The sequence below is a fragment of the Paenibacillus sp. FSL H8-0168 genome (assembly GCF_038592955.1).
Taxonomy (GTDB): domain Bacteria; phylum Bacillota; class Bacilli; order Paenibacillales; family Paenibacillaceae; genus Paenibacillus; species Paenibacillus polymyxa_B.
The window spans coordinates 1,237,108-1,258,401 of record NZ_CP151948.1 but is presented as its reverse complement, the minus strand read 5'-3'; the positions used below and the strand labels follow the sequence as shown (position 1 = coordinate 1,258,401).

General features: G+C 46.0%; 21 protein-coding genes, 1 pseudogene and 1 other annotated feature. Of the genes and pseudogenes, 11 read left to right on the top strand and 11 right to left on the bottom strand.

Going from position 1 to position 21,294, the window contains the following annotated elements:
• Positions 1-58: 58 nt before the first annotated feature.
• From MHI21_RS05740 to MHI21_RS05730, 3 genes are all read left to right on the top strand, one after another.
• Complete coding sequence (locus tag MHI21_RS05740) at positions 59-1,132, top strand: polysaccharide deacetylase family protein (protein ID WP_039269442.1); 1,074 nt, start codon at positions 59-61, stop codon at positions 1,130-1,132.
• A gap of 177 nt (positions 1,133-1,309) precedes the next feature.
• Positions 1,310-2,245, top strand: coding sequence for a hypothetical protein (locus MHI21_RS05735; protein WP_029516118.1), 936 nt, complete (start codon positions 1,310-1,312; stop codon positions 2,243-2,245).
• Between the two features lie 75 nt (positions 2,246-2,320).
• The gene (locus tag MHI21_RS05730; RefSeq protein WP_013309068.1) at positions 2,321-2,557 is read left to right on the top strand and encodes an NHLP leader peptide family RiPP precursor; all 237 of its coding nucleotides are present in this window, start codon (positions 2,321-2,323) and stop codon (positions 2,555-2,557) included.
• 99 nt (positions 2,558-2,656) lie between these two features.
• Here the strand turns inward: MHI21_RS05730 and MHI21_RS05725 are convergent, their stop codons facing one another.
• Positions 2,657-4,546: a HAMP domain-containing sensor histidine kinase gene (locus tag MHI21_RS05725; protein WP_342419628.1), complete on the bottom strand. Its 1,890-nt coding sequence runs from the start codon at positions 4,544-4,546 to the stop codon at positions 2,657-2,659.
• A 132-nt stretch (positions 4,547-4,678) separates the two neighbouring features.
• Positions 4,679-4,966, bottom strand: coding sequence for a hypothetical protein (locus MHI21_RS05720; protein ID WP_023987328.1), 288 nt, complete (start codon positions 4,964-4,966; stop codon positions 4,679-4,681).
• Positions 4,967-5,149: 183 nt separating this feature from the next.
• Between MHI21_RS05720 and MHI21_RS05715 the strand changes: the two genes are divergently transcribed.
• On the top strand, positions 5,150-5,410 hold the full coding sequence (locus tag MHI21_RS05715) for a hypothetical protein (RefSeq protein ID WP_311081764.1): 261 nt from the start codon (positions 5,150-5,152) through the stop codon (positions 5,408-5,410).
• Between the two features lie 372 nt (positions 5,411-5,782).
• Here MHI21_RS05715 and MHI21_RS05710 read toward each other — a convergent pair whose 3' ends face one another.
• From MHI21_RS05710 to MHI21_RS05700, 3 genes are read right to left on the bottom strand one after another with little or no spacing between them, the layout of a single operon-like run.
• Complete coding sequence (locus MHI21_RS05710) at positions 5,783-6,454, bottom strand: hypothetical protein (protein ID WP_028543187.1); 672 nt, start codon at positions 6,452-6,454, stop codon at positions 5,783-5,785.
• A gap of 24 nt (positions 6,455-6,478) precedes the next feature.
• Positions 6,479-7,150 carry a GNAT family N-acetyltransferase gene (locus MHI21_RS05705; RefSeq protein WP_023987324.1) on the bottom strand — a complete coding sequence of 224 codons (672 nt, stop codon included), beginning with the start codon at positions 7,148-7,150 and terminating at the stop codon, positions 6,479-6,481.
• A 16-nt stretch (positions 7,151-7,166) separates the two neighbouring features.
• A complete protein-coding gene (locus MHI21_RS05700; RefSeq protein ID WP_342419627.1) occupies positions 7,167-8,027 on the bottom strand; it encodes a carbon-nitrogen hydrolase family protein in 861 nt (286 codons plus the stop codon).
• A gap of 161 nt (positions 8,028-8,188) precedes the next feature.
• Positions 8,189-8,460 (top strand) — a binding site (T-box leader).
• 88 nt (positions 8,461-8,548) lie between these two features.
• Here MHI21_RS05700 and MHI21_RS05695 point away from each other — a divergent pair.
• Together MHI21_RS05695 and MHI21_RS05690 are read left to right on the top strand one after the other, a co-directional pair.
• On the top strand, positions 8,549-9,631 hold the full coding sequence (locus MHI21_RS05695) for a bifunctional 3-deoxy-7-phosphoheptulonate synthase/chorismate mutase (protein WP_013309063.1): 1,083 nt from the start codon (positions 8,549-8,551) through the stop codon (positions 9,629-9,631).
• Between the two features lie 236 nt (positions 9,632-9,867).
• Entirely contained in the window at positions 9,868-11,490 is a 1,623-nt protein-coding gene (locus tag MHI21_RS05690; protein ID WP_342419626.1) for a nucleoside hydrolase-like domain-containing protein, read from the top strand.
• 85 nt (positions 11,491-11,575) lie between these two features.
• Here MHI21_RS05690 and MHI21_RS05685 read toward each other — a convergent pair whose 3' ends face one another.
• Positions 11,576-12,436, bottom strand: coding sequence for a TrmB family transcriptional regulator (locus MHI21_RS05685; protein ID WP_134903740.1), 861 nt, complete (start codon positions 12,434-12,436; stop codon positions 11,576-11,578).
• A 154-nt stretch (positions 12,437-12,590) separates the two neighbouring features.
• On the opposite strand from MHI21_RS05685, the gene MHI21_RS05680 reads away from it, so the two are divergent.
• Positions 12,591-13,493, top strand: a complete 903-nt coding sequence (locus MHI21_RS05680; RefSeq protein WP_342419625.1) for an EamA family transporter — start codon at positions 12,591-12,593, stop codon at positions 13,491-13,493.
• Between the two features lie 116 nt (positions 13,494-13,609).
• Here the strand turns inward: MHI21_RS05680 and MHI21_RS05675 are convergent, their stop codons facing one another.
• Both MHI21_RS05675 and MHI21_RS05670 read right to left on the bottom strand, forming a co-directional pair.
• Positions 13,610-13,789, bottom strand: coding sequence for an aspartyl-phosphate phosphatase Spo0E family protein (locus tag MHI21_RS05675; RefSeq protein WP_061831220.1), 180 nt, complete (start codon positions 13,787-13,789; stop codon positions 13,610-13,612).
• A 150-nt stretch (positions 13,790-13,939) separates the two neighbouring features.
• Positions 13,940-15,172: an MFS transporter gene (locus MHI21_RS05670; RefSeq protein ID WP_342419624.1), complete on the bottom strand. Its 1,233-nt coding sequence runs from the start codon at positions 15,170-15,172 to the stop codon at positions 13,940-13,942.
• A gap of 130 nt (positions 15,173-15,302) precedes the next feature.
• Here MHI21_RS05670 and MHI21_RS05665 point away from each other — a divergent pair, with 130 nt between their 5' ends.
• Together MHI21_RS05665 and MHI21_RS05660 are read left to right on the top strand one after the other, a co-directional pair.
• Positions 15,303-15,560, top strand: a complete 258-nt coding sequence (locus MHI21_RS05665; RefSeq protein WP_023987317.1) for a YqkE family protein — start codon at positions 15,303-15,305, stop codon at positions 15,558-15,560.
• A 331-nt stretch (positions 15,561-15,891) separates the two neighbouring features.
• The gene (locus tag MHI21_RS05660) at positions 15,892-16,569 is read left to right on the top strand and encodes a peptidylprolyl isomerase (RefSeq protein WP_342419623.1); all 678 of its coding nucleotides are present in this window, start codon (positions 15,892-15,894) and stop codon (positions 16,567-16,569) included.
• Positions 16,570-16,795: 226 nt separating this feature from the next.
• Here the strand turns inward: MHI21_RS05660 and MHI21_RS05655 are convergent, their stop codons facing one another.
• On the bottom strand, positions 16,796-17,467 hold the full coding sequence (locus tag MHI21_RS05655) for an MgtC/SapB family protein (protein ID WP_254350912.1): 672 nt from the start codon (positions 17,465-17,467) through the stop codon (positions 16,796-16,798).
• A 117-nt stretch (positions 17,468-17,584) separates the two neighbouring features.
• Positions 17,585-18,958, bottom strand: coding sequence for an N-acyl-D-glucosamine 2-epimerase (locus MHI21_RS05650; protein WP_342420182.1), 1,374 nt, complete (start codon positions 18,956-18,958; stop codon positions 17,585-17,587).
• Between the two features lie 259 nt (positions 18,959-19,217).
• Between MHI21_RS05650 and MHI21_RS05645 the strand changes: the two are divergent.
• Positions 19,218-19,993, top strand: a pseudogene (locus tag MHI21_RS05645) (SDR family NAD(P)-dependent oxidoreductase).
• Between the two features lie 126 nt (positions 19,994-20,119).
• On the opposite strand, the gene MHI21_RS05640 reads toward MHI21_RS05645, so the two are convergent.
• Complete coding sequence (locus tag MHI21_RS05640) at positions 20,120-20,902, bottom strand: TIGR02206 family membrane protein (protein WP_341162098.1); 783 nt, start codon at positions 20,900-20,902, stop codon at positions 20,120-20,122.
• A 140-nt stretch (positions 20,903-21,042) separates the two neighbouring features.
• Here MHI21_RS05640 and MHI21_RS05635 point away from each other — a divergent pair, with 140 nt between their 5' ends.
• Positions 21,043-21,255 carry a hypothetical protein gene (locus MHI21_RS05635; RefSeq protein ID WP_025723740.1) on the top strand — a complete coding sequence of 71 codons (213 nt, stop codon included), beginning with the start codon at positions 21,043-21,045 and terminating at the stop codon, positions 21,253-21,255.
• Positions 21,256-21,294: the final 39 nt, after the last annotated feature.

Here is a 21,294-nt window from a genome sequence, read left to right as displayed (position 1 = left end):
AATCGGTTCGGAGTATCGGAACATCCATACTATATTAAAATAGCTAGGAGGTAGACCCATGTTTATAGCTAAAGCAGGAAAATGGACGGCGATTATGTCAATCACCTTGTCTTTATTCACAGGCTCGCTGGTGATCTCGAGCAACCAGGCGCTTGCGGCTGATTGCTCGAGCGGTTATGTAGCGTTAACCTTCGACGATGGTCCCAATCCCTCTAACACCAAAGCGCTTCTTAGTGCTCTGAAGCAAAACGGTTTACGCGCGACGCTCTTTAATCTTGGACAAAACGCGCAGAATAATCCTTCGCTTGTACGTGACCAGCAAGCAGCAGGCATGTGGATCGGTAATCATTCATGGTCACATCCGCATATGACACAACTGAGCACATCGCAGATGTCATCGGAAATTACACGCACGCAGCAAACGATACAGTCCATTACTGGCACGGCACCAAAGTTGTTCCGTCCTCCGTATGGCGAGACCAACGCAACCCTCAAATCCATTGAGACCCAAAACGGTCTTACCGAAGTATTGTGGAACGTTGACTCCCAAGACTGGAACGGCGCCTCCACCGCACAGATCGTAGCTGCTGCGGGCAAACTTAAAAACGGCGATGTGATCCTGATGCATGATCAGTACCAGACTACACTCCAAGCTATTCCACAAATTGCACAGAACCTCAAAAATCGTAACCTTTGCTCTGGTATGATCTCACCAAGCAATGGCCGGGCGGTAGCGCCTGATGGCGGAAACGGCGAAACGCCGCCAAACAAAGGCACAAAAGTGGAAGCAGAGAATATGACCAAAGGCGGTCAGTATACTTCAAATATCAGCTCGCCGTTCAACGGAGTGGCTTTATACTCCAACAATGATTCAGTGAAATTCACACAGAATTTTACCAGCGGCACCCATAGTTTTTCACTCCGTGGTGCTTCAAATAATTCCAACATGGCCAAAGTTGACTTGAAAATTGGTGGACAAACGAAGGGTACCTTCTACTACGGCGGGAGCAGTCCTGCGGTCTATACTTTAAACAATGTCAGCCATGGAACCGGAAATCAAGAGATTGAGCTTGTTGTAACAGCCGATAATGGGACATGGGATGCTTATATTGACTATTTAGAGATCATCTAATTTAAAAAAAACAAAATCCCGGCGGGATCTTCCCAACCGGGATTTTTGTCGATATCCTTTTTACAACATTCTCAATGTAAAAATAACAAAATCTTGAAAATTGCAATCTGTTGTATAATGGCGGGTAACAACTAGAAGTCGCTATAAAAATATTCATAAGAGATGCAGGTGATGGCGATGGAATGGTATTTTGCATACAAAGACGAATTGGAAAAAGTATTTCGTCAAGCGGAGGAACGGACGTCCACGTTTCCAGCTCCCTTTCAGCAAGAGGGTTTGGACTATCTGGCGCGTTTTAATCCGTTGCGGGAAGACAGCACGCGTAATTACATATGCTATTTGCTTCCATTTTGGCTGCAAGAACTCACAGGACTGCCCCCCGAAACATGCCGCAGGCTGTCACTTGGCAACGTGTTCGTCATGGCTCACTATTTAATTCAAGACGATGTGATGGACACAGCAGCAGACAACCGTAAAACGCAACTCGCTTTAAGTCAACTATTCTATACCGAGTGTCTAAGCGTATATCGGGACCTTTTTCCGGCAACCTCTCCTTTTTGGTCATATGCCCGAACGTATGTTGATGAATGGGCCGTTAGTGTGATATCCGAAGGAACAGAGGACTATTTTCAAGGAGAAAAAAATAAGGTCGCGCTGAAAGCAAGTCCATTAAAAATGGCCGGAACGGGTGCTTTGCTGCTCGCAGGCCGTGCTGATCTGATTCAAAACATTACAAATATGACGGACTTGGCGCTACTCGTGCTTCAAATGTCGGATGATTGGGCGGATTGGTCAGAAGATTTGGTCGAACATAGCTATAACTGTCTTTTGTCCCATATCAGTGCCGAGCAAAAGACGGCTTACTGTGAAGGATTGGGACCCAAACAGATTCAGGAAGCGATTTATGTACGCGGTGCGCTTGCCAGCTATGTGAACATTGCCGATCAAGCAGTCCAACAGTTAGAGACCCTGGAGCCTTCTATCCACGGCCTACATAGCTTTGCACATTCTATCGCAGCTGAGCTGGGCGAAGTGGCGGCAGAAATTGAAGGCGGACGCTCGCATTTGAGAAGAGGCGGACTTGACTACTGGCTCTCCAAAAATATGAAATAATGCTAGATTTTTCTGAGCCCTTCGTGGTATACTGACTAGGTAAATATAACCAATTGAATGAGAGGGTGATTTTTGATGGCTACTGAAGTTCTTCAAACACAAGTCATTCAAAAAGCTTGGGAGGATGCCAGTTTCAGAGAGAAACTGATGACTGATCCCAAATCTGCAATTCGTGATGTGTTAGGAGTCGTGATCCCCGATCATATCCAAATCAAAACATTAGAAGAAACGCCTGATCAGTTTTTTCTGGTAATTCCTCCAGACCCCTCCGGCGTGCTCGCTGCATCCCAGAAACCTCGCTCAATGTGGTAGAATGATTGTTAATGCTTATTTAATCTAGATTCCTTAACCTCATAGGGGTGGGCTCAGCAAGCTTCCCTCCGTTTTCTCCGAACGCAAAAAAGCCGGATATTATCCGGCTACGGGGAAGCGGATGGTCGCTTCTGTTCCCACCCCTTTTGCACTTGTAAAAGTTATTTTTCCATTCATCGTTTCAATAATCCGAAAAGTCACCATCATTCCTAAACCCGTGCCTTTTGTCTTATTCGAAAAATAAGGCTCACCTAGTCTGGATAAAGTCTGAGCATCCATCCCTTCACCATTATCCCGAATATGAATGACAGCTTCTCCGTTATCCACATAAGCCCATATATGAATAAGCCCCTGGTCTCGCAGCGCTTCAATACTGTTTTTGATGATATTGATGAACGCCTGCTTGAACTTGGAGGAATTCCCGCGTACTTTGATTTCCTGGGGAATATCCAGCGAAATTTTTCCACCTTGCAAATTAGCCATTGGACTGATGATTCCTTCAATATGCTTGAATTCGTCCAATATGGTCAACGTTTTGGTTTGGTCAAATTCTGGCTTGGCAAAGGTCAGAAAATCAGTAATAATCGCGGAAGCTCGATCCAGCTCCTCCAGAGCGATATGTAGATAGTCTTTGTTCTTACCATCCTCCTGCTTGCTCATCAACTGAAGAAATCCACGTGTAACTTGAAGGGGATTACGTACCTCATGAGCTACAGATGCAGCCAGATCGCTAATAATCTCCATTTTCTCCGAGCGTTGAAGCTCATTATTGAACATCTCCAGTTCTCTGGAATACCGAACCACCTGCTTGTGCTTTTCTGCCAGCCTTCTGCCCAAAATCGCGATCAACGCCAGTACAAAACCGAACACGCCCCATTTCCACAAAAACATATTGTAGTGTCCGTCCAGAATGAAGAACCAGCTCAGTTCCCCGATAGAGATGACTGCAAAAAATGCAAAGCCTGTCGATAAAATGATCGCTTCGTGATCACCCTTAAGTGCCATGCGAACCGAAGCAAATACCAGCAGTATCAATAAGGCGACGAGTAATATACCCAAGATGACTACACTAAAAAAATAATATATATCGTTCAATCGCTCCTGTGCTCCTAAATTCACAATCATCATGGTAAAGCAGAACAAAGAGTATGCGGTTAACAACTTTCTGAATTTGCGAATCAGTATAATTGAATTGATATTTTGTTCAAAAAAGAAGGCTAATGAAGGCAGCAGAATAAATAGTGCCACATCAAAAAGTTGTAAGTACAGCTTGCCATAGCCGCGATAGAATGTATACAAGAATGGTGAATACGTTACGATCATCAGACCAATAGACAATACTATCGCACTTAGGGACAGCCACATGGCCATACTCGGACGGAACAGGAAAAATGAGCAGATCAGTAGTACCAGGGCGATAAAGATAAACGTACTGCCCAGTACAATATCTAAAACATCCATTCTGACCAAGGTCCCCAACAAATCACGATAATCACCGGTCATCACATTGCCGATAATGCCCAGTCTATTCTTACTGCTTTCCGTCCATATGTATAATGTTTTACCGCTGTCTTCCGGCTTCAGCGGAATCAGAATACGATTATTCTCATAATTGTACCCACGGTAGGATTCGTAAAAATTGGTCCCATCTTTATACAGCGTAATATGCCTGCCATAAATATTTTCAAAAAGCACCGCTGGCGTTTCATCATTTAGCGAAGGTAACTTCATACGAATCCAAGCAGATCCTATATTACCGGGCTGCCTAAGCAGTTGTGTATCATCTTCAATATGCATCCAGGCTTTGCTGGGATCCTTTACCTCATCTAAAGAGCCATCCTCGTTTACCGCTCCCCATCTCATATCCCAGGAGGGTATCTTATAATCCCTTTCCGGGGTCATTTTAGCCGCATAGGCGGAGTAGCCCAGCGACAACAACAACACAATGACCGCTAGCAGGGCGGCGACAGCTTTGGGCACATGCCTCATGTTAAGCACCTCAAAGTTACATAGTAGGATTTACAAGTTTGTATACGTTTTAACATTTTTTACGTCCTGAAATTATATTATTCTATACGATGATGTGCATACCTTCTTCATAAGAAGGGTATCATGTTCTTTTTACTCATTTTTTGTAAAATCTTCATATTGATTAATGATCATTTCCTGTTCGCGCCGCTCCTTCTGCTCTCTAAGCCCCAACCATGGTTCACAATCTTCATCCTCATAGATCGTCCAAATATCGGAAAATAAATAATCGCGTATTTCTACTATTTTTCCGGCCTGTCCGCCATCTGTCCAGTATAAGCCTTCCGGGCGCCGAATGAGGGTACGGGAAAATCCCGGGGTAGATGCCTTTTGACCTACTCGGATACGACTAATCATCGGACCAAACATGTACCATTCCAATTCATATCCCTCCCTATACTCTTTATCATATCACAGCAGTTACCAAAAAAACGCTAATTGAGAATGGGCATATCCCTATTCGCATGATTTTAACTTCCTACAGACACACTAACTCAAGGTTTAGCCGTTCTACTGTTTGGGTAAGGTCGGAATAAGCACCAAAAAGCAAAGGAGCTGAGCAACATGGCCAATCGTGATGATCGAGTTAATGAGCTACATGACAATGATTTTGAGCCTTCTCTGCAAAATGCAGAAACCAACTGGGAGAATCTAACCGAGGGTCCGGATACTCCTCTGGAAGACGTCCCAGATGCCGATGAACTGACACCGAACAGTCCTGTTGATCCTTCTGCTCCTGCCGAATTCCTGCATGGTACCGATTTGTTGAATGGTACCGATGGGGATGAAGAAGAGCAACTGGACAGCGACGATATACTGGATTAACCACTTCATTTTATCGGGTGAAAGAAAACGGTTACCCATTCTGCTATGCGGGTAATGAAGTGTATAACCGAAAGGAGTTGACTGATCTCCTATGTATAAAGATCCGATGTCTCAGGCCGATATGGAGTATAAGCGCTACAAAACCTTGAATCCTGTGGAAGCAGATGAACGTAGGACCGCGGACAAGACAATTACGGACGATATCTCGCAAAGTCTGGCGGGCGAAGACAACCCACGAGGAGTCGCATCACCCAAACCTGTTCCCAGGGTTCGAGGAAAATGAAAGGACAGATAGGGGAATGCAAAAAGGGTGCAACCTAAGCCACGCAGATGATACATGGCTTGAGTGCACCCTTTTTGTACTTCATATGTTTACAATGGCAGCAATGCTACTGTCGATTTAGCTTCCAATCCATCTACCATTTCGTTCCAGACAGCAGGCTTGTTCGGCAATACTGTATAGTACCGACGTATAAAAGCTGCCACCAATTTGGCGCTCACTTCTTCCACGCTATCATCCTCAGGCATAAAGCCTAAATTCAGCCCTTCTACTGCTACACCATCGTTATTCCAGGACGGATGTACGTAGTCCAGATCCAAACGCTTATAGCCCAGATGAGATAGCACCTCACGTCGCACGTACGGGTCCATTGGCTTGACACCACCAAAGGGATGCTCGTTGCCACGGTAAGGGTCATAGATTTCAGCAAACATCCCCTGTAACTGCTGTCCGCTGGCCTGAGCAAGCGCGTGCAAGTCATTCTGGCGTCGTGTCCAAAGAAAACGGCCAATGCCCAGTCCCGGTTGTCCGATGATCGTAAAATCTGTCATAGCTACATTAAAGTCCTCATAATAACGATACTCTGTTGCACCAACTACCTTATCATCCTGTACCGCAACAAAGACACGAATACCCGGGTCTTCCAGCGGTTCCTTCCACAGACTGTACTCCAGCACTTCCTCTGGTGGAAATACTTCCTGCATTAGCTGATGCATGCTCGCAAACAAGGGGTCTTCAATATGAGTAATGCGATGATATTCCATAGGATAGGACACGCTCCTCTACAATTAGTGATGGGTATGAAACGGATTTCGCCATTCCATGAGGGCAGCATAATTACGCGATTGTTCATCATCCAAATAATTCGGCAGGATACAAACAGGCACCCGTCCGCAACGAAGCAGAAAAGTTAATACCGGGTCCTTCAGCTCACCAGACACTACGGCATCCACATACGCTTCTGCGCTCAATTGGTCGGCATGATGCTGATAACTAGGCATACGCCCCGCGCCCAGCAAACGATCCAGTCTCCGTTCAATCACAAGATGATATAAGGAAAAAATCAGCCATTTGCCCAGACCCAATCTGCGGTAAGCAGGACGTACCGCCAAATCAATCACATACAGCGCCTTGCCGTCCTCACAGTGCGTACGAATATAACCGTCATCTGCTACTTCCTCCCATGTATGCTGGGGATGTTCGGGGTTATAATGCATCAGTAGGCTGGTTACCGAACCCGCCAGTTCCCCCTCAATTTCCACACACAGCGCTCCATCTGCAAAATGCTCTGTCTGGCTGGCAATCTGCTCCCGGCTCCATAACAGCTCCTGCGGATAAGGTGGGGGGAAGCTCTCCTGCTGAATACGCAGCAATCCCTCATAATCAGCTGTAGAATAATTACGAATCACCGCCCGTAGCGGCCGATCGCCGTCAAAGATGAACCATTCTTTGCGATACATGGCTTATTTCCTTTCATTAGCTCCAGTCTGTGTATAAATCTGTTCTACGGTCACGCCAGGTTGTAACCGAGCCCCGCTCACGCACATCGTACAACAGCTGCAAATCGAGATCTGCTGTCACAATCATATCGTTGTTCAGTTCACCCTCCACCATAATGCCGCGTGGCGGAAAAGGAATGTCATTGGGTGTAATGACTGCGGCTTGTCCATAATTGGCACGCATAAAATCAACCGTAGGCAAAGCGCCGACAGTTCCCGTTAAAATGACATACACCTGATTTTCAACCGCTCTGGCGTGGCTTGTATATCGTACCCGGTAAAATCCGTGACGATCGTCCGTACAGGAAGGACAGAAAATAATATCTGCTCCCTTGGCCTTCGCCATGCGAACGATTTCGGGAAATTCAATATCATAGCAGGTCAGCATCGCTATGGTGCCCTTGGACGTCTCAAACACATTCAGCCCCTCACCGGGAGCCATATTCCATTCATGCACCTCTGTCGGTGTAATGTGAATTTTGTCCTGAGTGGCCACACGCCCGTCCGGGTAAAACAAATGTGCCGTATTATATAAACGTTCGTTTCTCCTAACTACATGAGTGCCACCGATAATATGCATCCCGGTTCGACGTGCGAACGAAGTGAATAATTCAAGGTACCGGTCCGTAAAATCCGGCAGGTAGTTGATCGTCAGAGCTTTGCCTTCACTATCACCAATCGACATAAGCTGGGTCGTAAAAAACTCGGGAAACAGAACAAATTCCGCACCAAATTCCTCCGCTGTTTTGATATAATGTTCCGATTGCAGGGCAAATTGCTCGAATGAGTCAATCGTATGCAGATGATATTGAACCGCCGATACTCTGATTTTGCTCATAATTCCTCCTCGGACATCACGTCTTTTAGATTGCAAGGGGGGCCCGTTGCTGTTCACATTATAACCGATTCAAAACGGTGCGAAAACTGAACCTGATAATCAGGGCTTGCCTTCTGCACCTACTTTGTTTAAAATAAGGTCAAATCTTTTGAATACCATGAACAAAGACAGTGACGGAGACAAGTAAACGTCTAACGGATTCCCACAGAAAGGTACGAATTGCTGAGAGCGTACCGCAATCCCGCGTTGAAATTCACTCCCGAGTCGAGCCTTGAACCGACAGAAGGATTCATTCCTTTGTCCGCAGTAGAGGTTTCCGGAAGCCCCCGTTACGGGCATCAAGCTCAGAAGTTACTGCCGTCGACTGAACGACGTTGATGATTCGTATGTATACTTCTGTAATTAGGGTGGTACCACGGCATTCGTCCCTTGCGACGAGTGCCTTTTTGTGTTATTTTCTGCAAAAAAAAGTCCATGGGCTAACAGAAAAAACAAATTTAAATTCGGGAAGGGTGTACTGTATGTCTACAAATGAAAATTCTTTGGAGCTGCTGCGTGAACAGCTCGATGCTACAAATTTGCAATTGCTGGAGTTGCTGTCCCAACGCGCTGAACTGGCGGGACAACTTGGAAAATTGAAGGAAGCTCAAGGGGTACCTGACTTTGATCCGGTACGCGAGCAACAAATGCTGGACAAGCTGATCGCGGCTAACCGTGGACCATTTGACGATGCTACGATTCGCCAGCTGTTCAAAAATATTTTCAAGGCTTCTTTGAACTATCAAAAAGAAGAACACAAAAAACATCTGATCGTCAGCCGCAAAAATCAACCGGATAGCACAGTTATCAAGGTTAAAGATACGCTGGTGGGCGGCAAAGCCTCCATTATGGTCGCAGGTCCCTGCTCGGTGGAAAGCTACCAGCAAACTCGCGAAGTAGGTGCGGCTCTCAAGGAAGCCGGTGTGCCGATTCTACGTGGTGGTGCGTTCAAACCACGTACGTCCCCGTATGATTTCCAAGGACTGGGCGTAGAAGGATTGCAAATTCTTAAACGTGTAGGCGACGAGTTCGGGCTGGCTACAATCAGTGAAATTGTCGATCCAAGACATTTGGAGGAAGCGATCCAATACATCGATATTATCCAAATTGGTGCGCGCAACATGCACAACTTTGAATTGCTCAAAGCTGCGGGTGAAACCAGAACTCCGGTTCTGCTCAAGCGCGGACTGGCTGCCACAATGGAAGAGTTCCTTCATGCTGCTGAATACATCGTTTCCCGTGGTAACACGCAAGTCATGCTGATTGAACGCGGTATTCGTACGTACGAAAAATGGACGCGTAACACGCTGGATATTTCCGCTGTTCCGATTTTGAAAAAGGAAAGCCATCTGCCTGTATTGGTGGATGTGACTCACTCTACAGGACGTAAGGACATCCTGGCCCCTTGTGCCAAAGCAGCCCTGGCTGCTGGTGCTGACGGTATCATGGTGGAAGTTCACCCGAACCCAGCAGTCGCTTTGTCCGATGCTCAGCAACAGCTGAACATTCCTGAGTTCCACAACTTCCTGTCTGAAGTCAAAGAATCCGGTTTATTCAAAGCGTAAAACTAATTTTATGCCGGCATTCATAAACCGCTTTCATTTCCTCGGATAATGATGTAGAATTGGATTAGGATTGTGACTGATCATGCAGGCAAAACCTAAATGTATATATGCTCGACTTTTGTTGAGACATATATATGTTTAGGTTTTTTTTATGCCTAATTCTTGAATAAAAAGAATACCTACATGGTTATAATCCTAAAAAAACATCATAGGAACGTTCAGAGAGGGGAACAGAAATGAGAGAAAGAAAAGGGTTAAGCATTCTTCTATTAGCCATGATATGTATTCTGATCATCAGTGGTTGCAGTGGTAAGGCGCCCGCCATTGTGAAAGATGAAAGCGCTGCTCCAACAGAAAAACAAACGGAAAATAAAGTAGAAAATAAAACTACCAAAGCCAGAACGGTGATCACTACTGATGGAGAAGTAGATGATATGAACTCTGTCATTCGCTTCCTTCTTTACTCCAATGAAATGGATTTGTCCGGGATTGTACTGACTAGCTCTGTGTATCATTATGCAGGTGATGAAAAAGCTGGCATCAAGCCATTTAGATGGACCGGAACCCAATGGGTAACGGACATGATTGATGCCTACGGAGAGATTTATCCCAACTTAATTAAACATGCCGAGGGATATCCAAAGCCTGAATATATCAAGAGCGTTACCAAAATAGGTAACATTTCAAATAAAGGTGAAATGGACAAAGAAACGGAAGGCTCTAATTTCCTTAAAACGCTTTTCCTGGACGATGACAAAAGAGATTTATACGTTCAAACTTGGGGTGGAACCAATACCACAGCCAGAGCTCTAAAGTCCATTGAAGACGAATATAAAAATACAGATCAATGGGAAACGATTCGAAAAAAAGTAAGTGATAAACTCGTACTGTACATCATTCTGGACCAGGACGATAGCTACAATAATTACATCGCTAAAAATTGGCCTGACATCAGAATTATTAATGATCAATCTAACTTCTGGCATTTCGCTTATGCTTGGAAAATGCACACAGAAGAAGTAAACAGCAAGTTGCACGGGGAATGGAATTTCAAAAATATTAAAGAGGGTCATGGCAAGTTGCTCAATATGTATGCCTTGATGGGCGATGGCAATATCATCAAAGGCGAGTTGGATGAAGAACAAAGAGGCAGTGAAGCCTACTTAAAGAAAAATCCACAATACGACAAGTATGACTTTATTTCTGAAGGTGATTCTCCATCCTTCTTCTATTTAATTGATAACGGATTGCGGAGTATGGAAAACCCAACCTATGGTGGCTGGGGAGGTCGTTTCGGTGTCGTTAACGATAAATTGTTTAGAAATACTGTGTTAGATTATGATGTGCATACGAAAAAATTCGAAGCAGAATATTCTTTGATGCGTTGGTTTGATGATATTCAAAATGACTTTGCTGCTCGTGCAGATTGGGCTATTGCATCCGACTACAAAGATGCCAACCATAATCCAACATTGACCATTAAAGAAGGAATAGACCTAACGGCTAGTCCAGGGGAGAAAATAACCCTGCATGCAGAAGGTGCAGATCCAGACGGTGATCAATTGACTTACAAATGGTGGAGATATTTTGAAGCCGACACGTATGAAGATTCCAAAGTAAAACCCGCACAAGTTAAACCTGAATTGCTGGGGGAAATGCAGCTTGGGCTTCACCGAGAAGTAGCTAAAGGCGAGAAAGTAAACACAATTGACTTGCAAGGAAGTGACACAAATACAGCAAGTTTCACACTTCCAGCAGATGCTAAGTCTGGAAATACGATTCATATCATTGCAGAGGTACAGGACAATGGTAAACATCCTTTAAAGCATTATCAACGTGTGATTATAACCGTAAAATAATAGAACACAACATCAATAAAATTAGGCTCATGGAATAACACTCCATGGGCCTGTTTATTTTTGCACATCGAACCTCGGACAATCTCTATACACGTTTAATGCTTTTTTCAGTCAAAGGAACATAATATCCTTTGCCATTCGGGCCCATAGCAAATTTATTGCGAAGATGAATTAGATTAGGGCCGAATTTCTCCTCTAATTGTTCGCGGAACTCATATAGGATTTCCATGATATAAATATCATGAATAATCACTTCAGTAATCGGCATCACCAGCCCCGGATGCAACGTCCATGCAGCGCGGCTGTCATCACCAAGTGAAAGTATGCCAGCTACGACCTCCCGGTCGTCTACGCTAAGTACAATCCACCGACCACCAATTTCAGACGTAATCTCCTCACTCATATCATGGCGGTAAACAGTAGCGAAATCAAAGTTAAGCTCCCCATACGCTACAATGATCACTTCAATTCCTTGTTGAGCGACTTGCTCTAAGGCATCTCGGAACACCTCGGCATCCTCTTTCCAAATTTCCAATAAAATTCGGTGTTTTGCTCCCTTTACCCCTTCATTTATACGATTGATAATGGCTTCATACCCCGAGATATTCCAAATATTCTCTCTGTTTTGAAATGATGCTGTGTACTGCTCCAAACTCTCTTGCGCCACATTGAAAATCTGCTCTGCTTTGCGTTTTCTCTGGGCAATCAATTCATGCGGCGGAAGCGGCACATACAGAGGCGTATTTTCTTGACTGACCATGATATCCCCACGGTTAACCATTCCAGACAAAACCTCGTAAATTTTGGACCTCGGTACCCCGGAATTCAATGAAACGGCGTATCCCGAAAGTGGAGAGCTTTCCAATAAGGTCACATAAGCCTTGGCTTCATATTCACTAAAATTCAAATCTCGTAGAATTTCTAATATATTTGGTTTTGGTTTCATGACGTCTTCTCCTCAATTCGTGTTCATCCTTACTATATCACTTCCCCTTGACAAAAACTGATATACACACTATCTTTTTAGTAACGTTTTTATAGTAGTCACTATAGTAGCAACTATTATATTTCACAGGGAATTACTTCAGGGAGGATTTAACTTGAACAAAGTCATAGCTCATCACAGCGAAAGCAACCGGATTTACTACGGTTCTACGATTCTGGCCCTATTGATCTGGAGTACATCGTTTATTGCCACCAAAGCAGCCTACACGACGTTCCCCCCTCTTACCTTGGGTCTTTCCAGATTTATTATAGCTTCCGTTGTGCTAGGTATCGTTTTGCTGATTAAAAAAGAACATATCAAAGTAAAGCCAAAAGATTTGGCTACGATTTCGTTTAGTGGTGTTTTGGGGATCACTCTCTACTTTTCAATGGAGAATATAGGGGTTAGCCTGACTACCGCTTCCAATGCAGCATTAATTGTTGCATCTTATCCCGCAATTACGTCGCTGCTTGAACTTATTTTGTATAAAGTGAAAATATCCAAATATAAAATTTGCGGCATAGCACTGGCCATGATCGGGGTATATTTCTTGACTTCAGTTGGCGAAAGTTCGGATAGTAAGAATCAACTAATCGGAAATTTAATATTAATCGGGACGGGTTTTGCGTGGGCGTTTTACACTTTCATGACGCGCAAGGTTGTGGACAAATATCCGCCTGTGACGTTATCTTTTTATCAAACCGTTGCAGGGAGTATCTTTTTCATACCGTTGGCTCTATTAGAAAAGGATCGTTGGCAGGTTCCGACAACCGGATCGTTTATGTTGTTAGTATATCTGGGTGTATTCTGCTCCGTTATCGCATTTTTGCTCTACAATTACGGATTAATCAAGCTGTCACCGAGTAGTTCCGTTTCTCTGATGAATTTGGTTCCGATATTTGGAGTCTTATTTTCTGTGTTGCTTTTGCAAGAAACGATTACATGGCGCCAAATCATTGGCGGTTTGGTCGTTATTATCGGTGTTTTACTGAGTGCACATCAAACAAACCGTACCTAAAATGAAAGATTGCACACTAGTTATAAAAGTTAAGACAAGCATCGTTGTTATAAGTATCAGCGCTACAATATAAGGGCGAGTGACCTGACCAAAAGTTTCTCGCCCATCGGTTCCATTTATGCAGTTGGCTTTTTTTCTTTTATATAAAAAAGGTGGTTATATTGATTGATGAGGTTATCCATAATTACAGACTGTCTGAGCACACTGGCATGATTAAAACCATGTTTTGCTTGCAAAATATACAGCTTTTGACGAGCTTTCTCAAGCTGTTGACACAAAATGTCGTCTCTTATCATAATATATCCCTCCTTGTCATATTATCAGTGTAGAGGGTTATGAATAAGTATACTAAAAGTAAAGGTTTGGGATAATTATCTAATAACACAAAAAAAGACCTGCTCTATAAGCTCTAAGGTTGTCCTCTTCGACAATCCTGTGTGATTCGCTTATCCGGCAGAATGAATATCCTGATCCGTGACGCTCTTCTTGGCTGAAACCGGGAACACGTTTTTCCCCTTCACCCCCAGCAACAACGCTGCAAGCAGCAGTATGCCACCGTTTAACACAAAGATCCAGCGGATCGGCATCCAGCTGCCAAGCATGCCGCCAATCAACGGCCCTGCCATTGTCGCGAGTTGAGTGGCTGATTGGCTCAAGCTAAAGGCTCGTCCGCGAAACTCCGGCTTGGTGACCTCCACAGTCATCGCGTTGATAGCAGGCATGACGGACGCATAAAACAATCCATATCCAAACCGAAGCGCACCAAAACCAACAAAGTTGGTTATAAAAAATTGTAAGATATTCCCGATTCCCGAACCGATCAGCCCAATCAGCAGCACGTGTGCAAATCCGGTCCGTCCTCCAATCCGTCCCCATCGGGGAGCCATCAGCACCGCCGCGATGCCTACGGCTGAGAATACAATCCCGGAACTTAAAGACGCCTGACTACGGTCAACTCCCATTTCAAGCACATACACCGTAATTAACGGTTCCAAGATCATGACGGAAAAAGTACTTAATCCCGCCAGAATAAGCAAAAAGCACAAAGGCCGATTAGCAATAGCCTCCTTGATATCATCACGAACATGCGAGCGGGTACTGGTTCCCTTGAAGCTGTCCTCTCTAGCGCCAAAGGTCGCAATTAACGCAGATACCAGTACAAGAGCCGCAGAGAAAAAAAAGGCATTCCGATTGCCATAATAATGGCTCACCACACCGCCAATTAACGGACCTATAATGCTGCCTGTTGCCCCAGCGGTCGCCATAATACCGAGTGCATAGCCGGTTTTCTCCTCAGGCGAACCTGTTCCGACCAGCGCAATCGCAGCAGGAATAAACCCGGATAGTAGGCCTTGAAACAACCGTACTCCTACGAACACATATGGATCTGTCACCAAAGCACATATCAGGTACAACACCGCCAGGCTAAAGCCTGAACGAATTAGCATCGGCTTACGTCCATACTTATCCGCAAGCGAACCCCAAAATGGGGCAATCAGCGCGCTGGCTAAAAAAGTGACTCCAAAGGCAATCCCCGACCACAGTTCCAGATGATCATTTACACCCATTTCCGTATTCAGAAATATAGGTAAAAACGGAATAGACACGGAATAGGCCATGCTGCAAAACAATACTCCAATCCACAAAATGACCAGATTTCGCTTCCAATATAGATGCATGATGCCACACGTCCCTTCTGCTCATTCCATTATTACCCTCTAAATTAGAAAAGTCTACCGTCCCCTCATCCTTCAATCGTGGAACAACCGTGAAGAAGCTGATATAATCGAATGGAATGGAGTTGATGACATGGCTAAGAAGAGAAATTCGTCTTCCCCTGCTCCTGCGGCTCAGGACAAACCTGCTACGTTAAAGGATCTGTTGAGTCAGGATGTGCTGAATAAACTTAAGGCTCAAGCCAATGAAGCCCAAGCAGAACAGGACAAGCGTAAAGAAGACGAACGGCAGCGTGCCGTCGAAGCAAAAAAAGCTGAACAGAAGAAGCTGGATAACAACTTCGAGCATCTACTGAATAACAGCAATTTGGACTGGCACAAATATAAATAAGCCAAAACCACAACGGTTTTGGCCTATCTTTACGCTTTATGTTATAGCCAGTCACGAATATGTTGTACTGAGTACAGCACCCCTACCCAAACCGGCAGACTGAACGCCATACCCCATATGAGACCTTTCGCCAGCTTTTTGTCTACCTCCATCATGATCCTGCCCCTTTCCTTGGGAATAGCAGCAGTATGGGTCAAGAATACGGCTTTCAAACCCGTATTTCCTTATCCCCAGCAAAAAAGGTATGATAGAAAATGGAAAAGTGTTCTGCGCTGCCCCCAAACTTTAAAATTAGGATGTTACACCATCCAATCTTTCAGGAGGAATATCAATGAACCGAAAAACGATACGCCCATGGTACACGCTGTGCCTACTGGCCATCATGCTCGTGCTGGTTGCTGGATGCGGTACAAAAGCGGCCGATGTGGAAGCTGCCAGCCGGACAAGCACTACAACTCCTGCTGCGACTAAAGAGAAGAACAAGGCTGTTTCCCATCCGATTGTCACGATTGTCATGAATGATGGCAAGAAAATTAAGCTTGAGCTGTATCCGGAAGTAGCACCGAACACGGTTAACAATTTCATTTCTTTGGTGCAAAAGGGAGCCTATAACGGTACCATTTTCCACCGTGTTATCCCAGGCTTTATGATTCAGGGTGGTGATCCGCAAGGTAACGGTACAGGTGGCCCCGGCTACAGTATCAAAGGCGAATTCAAGAGCAATGGTGTTAACAATACACTCAAACATACACGTGGCGTATTATCCATGGCCCGCTCAGCGGATCTGGATTCGGCCGGATCGCAATTTTTCATCATGGTTGCCGATGCAGACTACCTCGACGGTCAATATGCCGCTTTCGGTAAAGTAACGTCCGGGTTGGATGTGGTCGATACTATCGTCAATTCCAAACGGGATAGCAATGACAAACCGATCCAACCGGCTACGATGAAAAAAGTCACTGTGGATACGCTGGGTAAAAAATATCCAGCTCCAGTCAAAGTAAAGTAAGACATTCAAATCAGTCTTTCAAAACGGGACACCAGCAACGACCTTGTGCATACGCATGAGGTCGTTTTTGCTTATCCCTTGATGCTTCCTAAGCTGCTGCCTCTGTGATGTAGTAAGAGTATATACACAAAAGGAAGCGTTTTCAATCATTATTTTTAAAGTTTTTTTCCGTTATAAAAGCCGCCAGCGTTCGACAAAAAAGCTACTGTGTGAGCAGTAAATTCGTCTAATTGGACTTGGTCTCGACTGAACGAATACCTTCCATCTCTTGAAGCAGTGACAGCAGTTCCTCCACTCCCTCTGACCGGGACAGCTTTAAAAGCATATGAATAACCAACTGCTCACCGTTATTGATGCGCTCGACGTGAAAGCTGTGAATCGTCAGCTTCTTGTGCTTCAGCAGTTCTTTGATCCGATTCAGTACGCCCGGCTCATTGTTGACCTGAACAACTACTTGTTGCGTTGACGGGGTAGCCATCTGATAAAAACGACTATGGAGCAAGGACTGAGCCGCTAAAATAAACAACGTTACACCTGCACCAAGCCCATACATCCCTGCACCTACGGCAATACCGATTCCGGCGGTAGTCCAGATGCCTGCGGCAGTGGTCAGTCCTTTAATTCTATTTTTTTGTGTGAAAATCATCCCTGCACCGATAAAGCCCACTCCACTTATAACCTGTGCTGCTATTCTGGAGGGGTCCAGCGACAGGTTAGACCAGACGGCTTGATCCTGAAAACCATATTTGGATACCACCATCATGAGCGCTGCGCCAATACCGACAATGAAATGCGTGCGAATGCCCGCCTCCTTCATCCGACTTTTGCGCTCATAGCCGATTAACGCGCCGCATAATCCTGCAAACATGACCCGAATCAGGTAATCCCAATCCCACATACTTTTTTCACTCCACTAAAGTTTATGTTTTGAAAGATGTTGCCTCAAAGTATACAATTTAAAAATACTACAGCAAATGAGCATTTATACAGCTGTTATTTTGTTATTACCCAAATTTTAAGGAACCCTCACTTCATCCTCTGGCAGATTGCGATGCGCCTTCCTTCCCTTGAGCAGCCATAGCTCCGGTGTATCCTGCACACCATCAAGGCGCAAGCTGAACGCCCCCACTGGTAAATTGCGTACACGCAGCAATAGACGGTTTCCGTCTGCTACGGCATCCACAAGCTCCAGCAACGTTAGTGAATCGTTTCTTAGGTGGCTGCTCAGCTCGCGTGTTGTACCTGCTCTGTCCTCCCGGCTCCAAATACGCAGCTCATCTACAGACGGTGTGGCAATCCGCTTGCTGAAAGAAATAACTACCTCATCTTCGGCTGAACGTTCCGCCCTAAGCGGTTTGGGCGGCTCATCGTACATGTAACCACCCACATGGTATTCATAGGCGGTCCAGGCGTCGTAGTCGCCCTCGAGGGCGGTAGCCCCGAACCGCCGCGTCCACTCGCGATCTCGAACCATCCGCGCGAGCGAACCGATATCCGCCTGCACCCCGAGGGGCAGGCCCGGATAAGCGGCGCGAATCGACTGCGCGATGCGGGCGTAGCCGCGAATATACTGTGGCGGCAGACGGCGGCGCATCCAGTCCGGCCAATGGGTCTGGAGTACGTGCATATCCGGGGCGACGCACCCGATCATAGCTACCGCGTCCAGACCCTGCCATTCCCGTAGCTGGCCTGGGACATCGCCGCGTCCGCTCACAGCAAGCGACCATGTCGCCACGCAGATGTCCGGCCGGACATCACGTACACCGCCCGCGCCGTTCACCAGCTCGCTGATCAGGCCGTTCACGGCGTCCACACGCAGATCAACCCACTGTGCGTACAGCTTCGGAACCTTCCGGTAATAATTCCGCGCATGCCTGTCGCGGAAATCAGGAATGTCCTCACCGCTACGCTCGCGAAAGGCACGCTGTGCATGCGGCCCAACATCCCCGTACACTCCACTGCGCAGCCCGTTCCATTCGGGGAAATAAGGCTCCGCCACCTCGAACCCGTCGAACGGAATGTCGGTGACGAGCCGGGCAGCGGCTTTCTTTTTCCATTCCACATACTCCTGAGCAAAATGCGAAAGCCGCTGAAATCCGTCGTTCGGTTCGCGCAGCAGCTCCATGCGCCATTCTTTCCACTCCGGCGGTAGCTGGGACACGCCAAAAGAGCCGTTGCCTAGCACCATTGCCCACACCGCTATGCCTCTGCGTTGAAAAGCAGCAACAAGCGCTCCATCCACTTCATTTTCACGCACGACAAAATAATGAACGGTCTGGTAGCCCGCAAGGGCGATCTCATCTGCTATACTGTCCCGCGAACGGTTGGCGTAATAGGGAAACAACGGATCGATTTGAATACTGGGGCCGCTTAGTGCCCACGGTTTCATTTTTCCGGTCAGTGCTATAGCGTCTGTCGATTCGGGTCGGTTATTTGCGTTATAGCTCAATTCGATCCACCTCCGTCACTCGGTCTTCTCCATACTTGTTCCTGCTATATATTTTTGCTACAAGTTCCTGCTGGTTCGCCTATGTTACCATATTTCGCAAATGGGATAAAATCCAGCTGTGACTGTTTCACCCTCAACGTCCAGAGGTATGGAATAACGAGTCAGGTTTAGTTTATGAACGGAATGGGAGGAATAGTCAATGGCAGAGCAGAGATTGCAAGGAAAGATAGCAGTGGTCAGTGGTGGAGGTTCAGGAATTGGCAAGGCGACCGCGATCCGTTTTGCAGAACAAGGCGCCAAGGTGGTCATGCTGGATCGGACACCCAAGCATGCAGAGGAGACCAAAGCAACCATCGAGCAGGCTGGCGGCGAGGCGCTTGTACTGGAATGTGATATATCCAAGCCGGATATGATTCAGCAGGGGTTCGCTAAAGTCGTGGAAACGTACGGAAAGCTGGATATTGTGTTCGCCAACGCAGGCATTAACGGCACCATGGCCCCTATCGAGACACTGGAACTGGAGGAATGGGACCGCACGATGAACATTAATCTTCGCGGCACCTTTGCTACCGTTAAATATGCCGTCCCTTACCTGAAAGAACGCGGTGGCACTCCATCAACGGTAATCGAACCTTTTCGGGTATTGGATTCTCAGCCTACGCCTCCACCAAGGCAGCTCAGGTTGCTTTTATGAAAATGGCAGCGCTGGAGCTGGCACGTTACAAAATTCGGGTCAACGCGATATGCCCGGGAGCTATCGACACGCAAATTGACGATAACACGTACCCTTCGGAAGACTTGAAGAAGGTACAAATTCCAGTCGAATTTCCGAAGGGCGGAGAGCATCCGCTAGAGGATGCCCCTGGTGAGCCAGAGCAGGTTGCCAATCTGGTCCTGTTTCTCGCCTCAGACGAGTCATCTCATGTATCGGGTACGGAAATTTATGTAGACGGAGCAGAATCACTACTGCGTTAAGTATTAGAATGGGGAACGTTATACCCATTCGTACAACTGTTTAGGCTTCTAAGCAGCCTTATCCCTAGTCATATACTTGTGGAATAGGCTGCTTTTATATGGCTTTACAACGCCTCTACAACCTCACTATGACGACCTGTCAGCACTATGCACAGTTCCTTTACGCGAGCGGATATACAGCCTGCCTCCCGGAAGCACCTCGAACAACAGCATCAGAAGAGAAAAGAACAGCAGTGCAATGACTTCTTCAGCCACAATATACAGAGGATATGGCCCTAAAAAATCTAATATCGACGGTGTTGACGGCTTTCCGGCCAGAAACATGTAGTTAGCTCCGAGAGCATCGTCTACGATCCACACCATCAGCGCCAAGCCATTCAGAAAAAGCATCACTCCTCCCACACTCTTCCACGTCGGTCGGAGTCCTTCTATCCAGGTCATATACAAGGCTGCCAGAATAATAGCACTATGAGCTATGAAAAAATGGATAAAACGATAATGCGGAAATGCGTATGCCAAATTAGGCGTGAGTACGGCTTGAAGCGCCCCTCCAATTCCGGCCAAAAGGATGATCGGATATAACCAGCGGCTTCGAAAAATGAGCATCAGGATAGACAGCAGCAGTGTCACACTGCACAGTTCTAATGGCAGTGAGGTCTGGACATCCCAAATATGCTGCATCACATACCAAATATTCAGAGTCACCTCTGACAGAATGAGGACTGTAATTAACAACCAGCGAATTCCCTCGCTTATAGGCTTGTTCGACCGAATCCACCCCCGAGTCAGCCACAGTATCAAAGCGCATACAATAAGTCCCAATATAGCCAACCCATGTGACGAAGTAAAAGCCTCGAACCTTTCTGGCGCGTTGGCATCGAACCAAGGCCCTGACCACGACCTATCCATAGCTAGCCCCCTTTGATCTCTTTCTCTCTTCGTTGCATTCTATTCTATACCCAATAGCCGATTATGTTCTAGCCGTGTTTCTTGCTTGTTCCATACCTTACCTTTATGATAAAAGATATTATATTCAAAGGAGAACCCTCATGGCCATTAATCGCCGATTAATTACAGATCAGGATTTCAGCGAGGCACTGGAACGTCATCTGCGTGTCCGGGTATTTCAGGATGACCAATTGATTGGCTCTGGCGGAATCATCATCCGTTTCGACGATCAAACCATTGTCGTGCAATCCAGCGTCAGTGATCTGGCTTACCACCCCAGAAAACAATGTGAGTTTTTTGAAATTAAAAAATAGCCACTACACACCGGGGAACCATTTTGCTGCGTTTTCCGG